Origin of the sequence: Lysinibacillus sp., assembly GCF_032093475.1 — a bacterium.
GTDB classification, from domain to species: domain Bacteria; phylum Bacillota; class Bacilli; order Bacillales_A; family Planococcaceae; genus Lysinibacillus; species Lysinibacillus irui.
On sequence record NZ_DAMDAY010000180.1, the window covers coordinates 1 to 6,214 of the forward strand.

General features: G+C 36.1%; 6 protein-coding genes. 4 read left to right on the plus strand and 2 right to left on the minus strand.

Going from position 1 to position 6,214, the window contains the following annotated elements; genetic code table 11:
* Window positions 1-297: 297 nt before the first annotated feature.
* Window positions 298-1,308, plus strand: a complete 1,011-nt coding sequence (locus tag RT445_RS22615) for a replication initiation protein (RefSeq protein WP_313471619.1) — start codon at window positions 298-300, stop codon at window positions 1,306-1,308.
* A 240-nt stretch (window positions 1,309-1,548) separates the two neighbouring features.
* On the opposite strand, the gene RT445_RS22620 is transcribed toward RT445_RS22615, so the two are convergent.
* Window positions 1,549-1,689: a hypothetical protein gene (locus RT445_RS22620; RefSeq protein ID WP_313471621.1), complete on the minus strand. Its 141-nt coding sequence runs from the start codon at window positions 1,687-1,689 to the stop codon at window positions 1,549-1,551.
* 437 nt (window positions 1,690-2,126) lie between these two features.
* Between RT445_RS22620 and RT445_RS22625 the strand changes: the two genes are divergently transcribed.
* Window positions 2,127-2,927 carry a cupin domain-containing protein gene (locus tag RT445_RS22625; protein WP_313471627.1) on the plus strand — a complete coding sequence of 267 codons (801 nt, stop codon included), beginning with the start codon at window positions 2,127-2,129 and terminating at the stop codon, window positions 2,925-2,927.
* A gap of 341 nt (window positions 2,928-3,268) precedes the next feature.
* Entirely contained in the window at window positions 3,269-3,550 is a 282-nt protein-coding gene (locus RT445_RS22630) for a hypothetical protein (protein WP_313471623.1), read from the plus strand.
* Between the two features lie 217 nt (window positions 3,551-3,767).
* Here the strand turns inward: RT445_RS22630 and RT445_RS22635 are convergent, their stop codons facing one another.
* The gene (locus RT445_RS22635) at window positions 3,768-4,334 is read right to left on the minus strand and encodes a DUF3967 domain-containing protein (protein WP_313471625.1); all 567 of its coding nucleotides are present in this window, start codon (window positions 4,332-4,334) and stop codon (window positions 3,768-3,770) included.
* Window positions 4,335-4,922: 588 nt separating this feature from the next.
* On the opposite strand from RT445_RS22635, the gene mobV reads away from it, so the two are divergent.
* Window positions 4,923-6,131 (plus strand): MobV family relaxase, encoded by a 1,209-nt coding sequence (gene mobV / locus RT445_RS22640; RefSeq protein WP_313471626.1) that lies wholly within the window; start codon window positions 4,923-4,925, stop codon window positions 6,129-6,131.
* Window positions 6,132-6,214 lie beyond the last annotated feature (83 nt).

The following is a 6,214-nucleotide window of genomic DNA, read 5'->3' on the forward strand; positions in this document are numbered from 1 at the left end:
TTTTTTTTTGCGGAGCAAATTATATATATATATTTATTATTTAAAAGATTAATTACTTTATTTATATTTAGGACAAGTCATGAACCCTAGAACTACAAGGGTCTAGGGTTGTCTATTGAACTTTTTACTTCCCTTTATTGAACTTTTTACTTCCCTTTATTAAACTTTTTACTTCCTTTCATTTGTACCTTGATGAAAATAAAAGTACAATAAATTCATTAAATGAATCATGAAGGTTTTCAAAGTATATAAAAAGGGATGTATTTAGTTCAATACATATTTAGGGAGGATGTTTAAATGGCTAGGAAAAATGAAAAAAAGCAAGTTTTTTCATACGAGAACAGCATAAAAAAGAGCAATGAGTTTTCTATGGCGAAACTAAATCATGGTTTAACATTGCAACAAATGCAGTTGTTAGCCTATGCGATCTATTCAACGCAGCAGGATGGAAAAACAGAGTTCCGCAAAGCTGATTTTGAAAAGAAATTTAGTCTTTCTCGCTATTTGACGGAAGATGCCTATAAGGATTCAGACAGGATTATGGGCCTAAAAACTTCAATCGAGGATTTAGAGAATGCTAAATTCAAGTTTTGGAACGTCTTTTCGAGCATGGAGTATGATAACGGAAAATTTACTTTTGAATGGAATCCAAAAATGATTCCTCATATCCTTGAATTAAAAGAGAAGTATATAGTTACTGATTTAACGATTACATCACAATTTAAAAGTGGATTTAGTTGGACACTGTACGATTATTTAAAAGCACATTATGGCTATTGGCATAAACCTTTATCCAAAGAAGCACTGATGAAATTATTTGGTGTCGAGAATAAAAAAACATACCAAAATAATACAGGGAGATTTAAAACTTCTGTTCTTGATGTTGCAATTGGAGAAATTAACAAATATACAGAATTCGAAGTGTGGTATGTAGAAGAAAAAGAAGGACGTGCAATCATAGGCTTCGACCTTCATTGGTCTACTGGTGAAAAGGTAGCTAGTGCTACTAAAAAGCAAATCAAAGAATTAAAAACAATCATAGATGTTATACACGAGAATATGTTTAATTACATTAATTTAAAAGATGATACAAACAGACAGGAAGCTATTAATATAGTGCAAAAATCGGAAGAAATGAACCTTTACATAAAAGAGCCTATTTGTATTACAAAAGAACGTGCCGAAATGTTAATTTTAGAGGCAAATCAGTGTTTAGGACAGTTAGAACATTTATTGAAGGTTAACGATGAGGAAAAAGTTCCGTTTTATAATTGGCTTGAGGAGAGAGAGCCTGAAGAAATAAAGTAAAAAGGATAATGTGGTTTTGCAACGGTAAAAATAAACGGAACGAATCCATTACATGATGGTTATACTAATAGGAATTCATTGACGATTGCTCTTTATCGGCATACAATGAAGATAGTAAGATTCTGTTCGGGAATCGCATGTAGTGCAACGCTTGGTTGACCGCCAAGCGTTTTTTATTTGTCTAGAAAAAAACAAAGACGCTATTCAGTTTTAGTTACTGGATAGCGTCTTTGTTTGTTTTTACAGCATCATGCGTATAAGACGATACAAGGTATCAACGAATCGGAATAGATCCGCTGCGTAACGAAAGATGACCAGTCCTTCTTCACGCTTCTTTTTACGTTCAGCCTTCACCTTTTCTGTTCGGGAAATTTCAGGCATGTAATGCACCTCCTTTCAATTTGAAAGGAGTCAGCCAATAAAGATGCTGCGTGCCTATTGTAGCATGAAAATAACTCAATTTTATGTGATGCTGCCAAATTAACGTGGATTTACAACACCAAAAATATACAGGATTTTATTCATAAAAGTCGATCATGCAACGTTACGCAAAACGCCCACAAATCGTTGCTATGACTGGGTTTTAATCAAACTGCATAAAATCGTGTATAAACAATGTGCCACTAAAAAAGCGACAAACGCTGATTTGACAGTGTTTGTCGCTTTTTCGTATGTTGCCAAACTTACATTTGGGAACGTTATTAGATTTATTTTGTATACTCTATAACTCCTTGTAGCACTATCAATAAGTACCCCCTTCTTTTACCGTACATAAGATAATTTATAAATAATAAATGAACGTGAAGGGATTGAGAAAAATGTACAACGCGCCTTATACGTATCAATATCCTCATTATGCAAATTTACCAAATCATACTCATGGAAATCCTACTGGTTATTGGGCTGTTCCTAATGAGTTGGCATTTGGTTCTTATGGGGCTTTTTATAATGATTACAGAAATGTATTAAAAGATTTTGGGGCAAACCCATTTGTTATAAATATCAATGAAGCTACCAAACAAAATAATACGTATCGTACTGCATTATGGACAGGAAGTCATTTGCAACTCACATTAATGAGTCTAAATCCAGGAGAAGATATTGGTTTGGAAATGCACCCTAATGTGGATCAATTTTTACGCGTTGAACAAGGGCAAGGGATTGCACAAATGGGTAAAAGTAAAGATAATTTAAATTTCCAATGGCAAGTCTGCGATGACTCAGCTATTTTCGTCCCCGCTGGAACGTGGCATAACCTTACAAATATAGGGAATGTCCCGTTGAAACTATATTCTATCTATGCTCCGCCAAACCATCGATATGGTACAGTTCATCGGACGAAAGCAGATGCAATGGCTATGGAAGAAGATTTAGGTAATGGGAACACCGTATTTTTCGGAAAGACTCCAGATGAATGGATAAAACATACGGAATTTTTGTTGAATGAAGGTTTGGAAGATGTTAAGAGAGGAATTAATATGACACACGTTCTTCAAGAGTTCATTCTAATGGGAGTTCTTGTCGGAAAGGGATATTCTCCTGAGCAAGCATATGAAACAGTAGAAAAATGGGAACGTACAGGGGAATCGAAACTTCTCCAGCAAAGCAAAAATATGTAGAGAAACGATGCTCATAAGTAATCAAAATCACCCCTATTCAATTGAATAGGGGTTTTGTTACCTAACTTGCATTTAGGAACGTTTATTAGTTTCTTTTTGCATACGTTATAAATCCTTGCACTAAATCTCCCGGTTAATCTAATTTCTATCTTCAAACATTCATCTTATCTGTTGCTAATGCAGTAATGACAGCTCCTACTGCTTCTATCTAAGCTCCTACTGCTCCCATTATAAATCTGGCGAGACCCCAACCAGAAACCATTTTATAGAATAATAAAATTGAAACAATTTCAAATTTCAATCGTATAAAAAAAGGAAGGTTTCTAGGAGGTGTTTGTGCTATGACGTTTATTGGATGGGCTATTCTAACTTTTTCAATTGTATGTTACCTACCTTTCTTTATCTGGCTTTCTGCTAGTTATCTAAATAACGGTGATCAATCAAAAAGGAAAAATATCTTTTGCTTAGTAATGATGTCAGTTGGATTATTAAATGCTTTGAATTCTTTCTTGTTTAAGATTCAAGATACATATGCTTTTGCAGTAATGGTTATAATCATTTTATTATTTAGCCTATACATGTTTTCCATTGTTCGGAAAGATAAAAGAAAAGTATCATTTTAAATGTGGTGGAATGACTAACGAAACGCATGAGAAATTTGTGCTATAGTGACACATTAATTTTCAAGCCATATCTTCGAGCAAAAAGCGACAACAAATAACAGCTATATATTTGTAAAGGTTGTAGGAATCTCCTACCAAGTCAAAACCGAAGTTTTTGGGGAGTGTCCCGCACTCCCGTTGCTTAATCGAAATAGAGTAGCAAATGCTACTCTATTTTTCATTTCCAGAATATCCACCATTTTCTCTGTTGAGTGGCTGCGATTTGTTTTTTTGTTTCTTGTATTTCTTTTATTGATTCTAGTAGTTTCCGATCTCGTTCTTCTAGTTTGGTATTGATGTATTCTCGTTGTTCTTGTTGTTGATTTTCCACATCAGCAATATGTTTCCGCAATTCCGCAATCTCTTCTTTTTGATTAGCGATGATTTGCATGGTTGTACCCATTTGCTCGAGTGCGATTTGAAGTTGCAAAGTGTATTGTTTTAGTTCGTTTCCTGGTCGTTGCTGCGTTGCTGCTGTTGTAGTTGCGGTTACTTCTTCAAATTCAATATTCTTTGCAACCATGCGGGATAAGCCGTCTTTGATATCCATTGCGGTTAGGTTGCGGTTGAATCCTTCCGCAATGAACCGCAACACCTCGATTGTTTCGTGTGTATATCGTTTTTTTCTTCCTTCACCAATGGATGGGATGAAATCTTCAAAGCGATCTCTGTAAAATCTTGCAGTAGATTCAGCGAGGTTTAATTGTTTTGCAATTTGTGCCATGGTTAATAATTCTTTTTCCAAATTAAAACCCTCCCTATTTTTGGGGAATGGAATGTTATACATACTTTCGATATGGATTTTGAAAATGCCTTTAATTTGTTACTTATAAAAAAATAACGCATGGTTTTGATCGGTTTCTGAAGCAAAGGAAAATTACATAGATCGATCAGCGATTGTTAGAGGAGACGGGGATACAGGCGGTTGTCAATCCGAATTTGCGGTACCGGACCGAAGGGAGGATAAGGAGCAAATTTGGATTGACAACCTTGTTGCACCCGAACCCTCTTGGCATTGAACAAACCACAGTTTGTTCCTGCCTACCGGCGAGGGCCGGAAGTTTTGAAACCTGGGTTTCAAACTGCCGGAGGCTAATGCCATCCAAGGGGCTCCCTTGGTCGGGAGTTTGAGGGGCGAAACCCTCAAGGTCTGTTGCATGCTGAAGCATGCTTTGGCGGTAGCCAACTAGCCTCGCAGAGCACACACTTTACGAACGTAAAGTATAGTGTGCTATACTTTACATGGAAGTACTGCCGATTTTTCCCACCTGAAATCATCTCGTGGAAACGTGAAAATTCATGCCTGAAATATCGCTAAAAAGGAGTGATGATTTTGAGTTATGCAGTCGTGAGAATGGCCAAAATGAAGTCGCATGATTTGAAAGGGATCCAGTTTCATAATCAGCGAGAAAGAGAGAGCCGAACGAATCCAGATATCGATAAAGAAAAGACAAAAGAGAATTATGATTTAATCAATGCAGAAAACATTAATTATAACGAGCGAGTAAAAGAAATTATTGAATCGCAGAAGACTGGCACAAGGAAAACAAGAAAAGATGCGGTATTGGTGAATGAGTTAATTGTGACTTCGGACAAAGATTTTTTTGATCGCTTAACACCGGAAGAAGAAGCGCAATTCTTTGCGAAAAGTGCCGAATTTTTTTGTGAACGATATGGCTCGCAAAATATTGCCTATGCGACGGTGCACAAAGATGAACATACACCACATATGCACGTAGGTGTAGTGCCAATGCGTGATGGAAAACTACAAGGGAAAAACGTATTTAATCGGCAAGAATTGTTGTGGCTGCAAGATGAATTTCCGAAGCATATACAGAAAAAAGGCTTTGATTTAGAACGTGGTGAACGTGGATCAGAGCGAGAGCATTTAACAACAGCAGAATTCAAGCTGAAGAAAACAAAAGAGCAGTTAGGCGAGCTTGAAAATGAAACTGTTTTGTTAGAAAAAGACCTTTCTCATAAGAAAAGTGAAATGCTGGCGTTGAGTGAAGTTGTTCCAGGGGAATTTAAAATCAAAGCTAAAAAGGAAATAAACACGGAGGTCGTCAAGAAGGGGCTTTTTTCTAGTGAAACTGTTCAAAAAGAAACAGGTAATCTCATCATAAGTCTTGATGAATACAAGCGAATGCGTGAAGTCGTTGCAGCTGCAAGCACAATTAAACAAGACTATGAACGCCTACAAGCAACAGACGTAGCGAAAGAGAATAAGCAGTTACGAGAAGAAAATAAAGAGCTTCATGAGGCTGTTGATCGGCTTTATGATGATTGGAAGGAAGTTTCTGCAGAAAATCGGAATTTGAAAAAAGATGTAAGTTATTTAAAGGCTCTTATAAGCGATTTAAGGCTTGAAATTCAAAATGTATATAAAACTACTAAAAGATTTTTAAAAGAGTTTGCAGGGGGCGATAGAGCCTTTAAAGGCCTATTCAAAGATTTCATAGACAAGGTGAAACAGCAAAAAAACATGGGGGAATTCGAAAAAGTGCATAAACGTGAGGAAACTAAGAGCATGGAGCGTTAGAAAAGGGAGGCATGATTTTAAAACGGAGTTTTTTTTTGCGGAGCAAATTATATATATATATTTATTATTTAAAAGATTAATTA